This window comes from Pinisolibacter sp. DMC19 (genome assembly GCF_056313985.1).
The window spans coordinates 1-1,269 of sequence record NZ_JBQUZF010000019.1; the positions used below are offsets into that span (position 1 = coordinate 1).

1 protein-coding gene is annotated in these 1,269 nt (G+C 64.9%); it reads left to right on the forward strand.

Annotation, left to right across the window (positions count from 1 at the left end):
* The first annotated feature begins 64 nt into the window (after positions 1 to 64).
* Positions 65 to 1,251, forward strand: a protein-coding gene (locus ACT53U_RS19580; protein WP_476157618.1) for an IS3 family transposase whose coding sequence is annotated in 2 segments (ribosomal slippage) — positions 65 to 314 and positions 314 to 1,251 — 1,188 coding nt in all. Because the reading frame shifts where the segments join, the coding sequence is not laid out codon by codon here.
* The last annotated feature ends 18 nt before the right edge of the window (positions 1,252 to 1,269 follow it).

Consider the following 1,269-nt stretch of genomic DNA (forward strand, 5'->3'; position numbering starts at 1 on the left):
TGACGTTGCCCCTCAGGCCTAATCCAGTTTGAAGTTCGCTCTGGCCCAACTCGAGGACCAGAGCATGAGGCGTAGCCGTTTTACCGAAGAGCAGATCATCGGCATCCTGAAGGAGCACGAGGCCGGCGTTGCGGTCTCGGACCTGTGCCGCAAACACGGGGTCAGCGATGCGAGCATCTACAAGTGGAAGGCCAAGTTCGGCGGCATGGACGTCTCGGAGGCCAAGCGCCTGCGAGCGTTGGAAGACGAGAACGCCAAGCTGAAGCGGATGCTGGCCGATGCCATGCTCGACAACGTCGCCCTGAAGGACCTGCTGGGAAAGAAGTGGTGACGCCCGCCGAGAAGCGGAACGCCGTTGCCCATCTCATGGCCACCCATGGGATGAGCGAACGGCGGGCGTGTAAAGCCACCGGCTTCTGCCGCATGACTATTCGCTACGAGGCCACGCGGCCGGATGACCGCGTGCTCCGTGAGCGGTTGACGGAACTCGCCCGGGAACGCCGACGGTTCGGATATCGTCGCCTGCATGTGTTGCTCCGGCGTGAGGGCCTCGTCGTCAACCACAAGAAGCTGTTCCGGCTCTATCGTGAGGAGAAGCTCGGCGTGCGCCGGCGCGGCGGGCGAAAGCGTGCCCTCGGCACACGGGCGCCGATGCAGGTCGCCCTGCGGCCGAACGATCGCTGGAGCCTCGACTTCGTCTCGGATCAGCTGACTGACGGGCGCCGCTTCCGCATTCTGACGATCGTCGACGACTGCACCCGCGAGAACATCGCCTTGATCGCCGACACGTCGCTCTCGGGGCTGCGGGTGGCAACCGAACTCGATCGGTTGGTCGCGACACGCGGCAAGCCGAGGATGATCGTCAGCGACAACGGCACTGAGTTCACCAGCAATGCGATCCTGAGCTGGGCCGACCGGTCCCGGGTCGAGTGGCACTACATCGCACCGGGAAAGCCCACCCAGAACGCCTTCATCGAGTCGTTCAATGGGCGCCTGCGCGACGAACTCCTGAACGAGACGTTGTTCACCACACTCGCCCAGGTCCGTGCGCTGCTCGGTCGCTGGCGCGCCGACTACAACGAATCCCGTCCGCATTCGCGGCTCGGCTGGCAGACCCCGGCCGAGTTCGCCCGCACGTTCCCGCGTCGTGAGACGGCGCTGCGCAACCCGACCAGCTCCGCGCCGTCTCCCGCCGCGCACCCCGCCCAACAAGGCAATCCCATCCGCCAGAGCGAACTCAGAACTGGATAAAACTTGGGGGCAACGTCA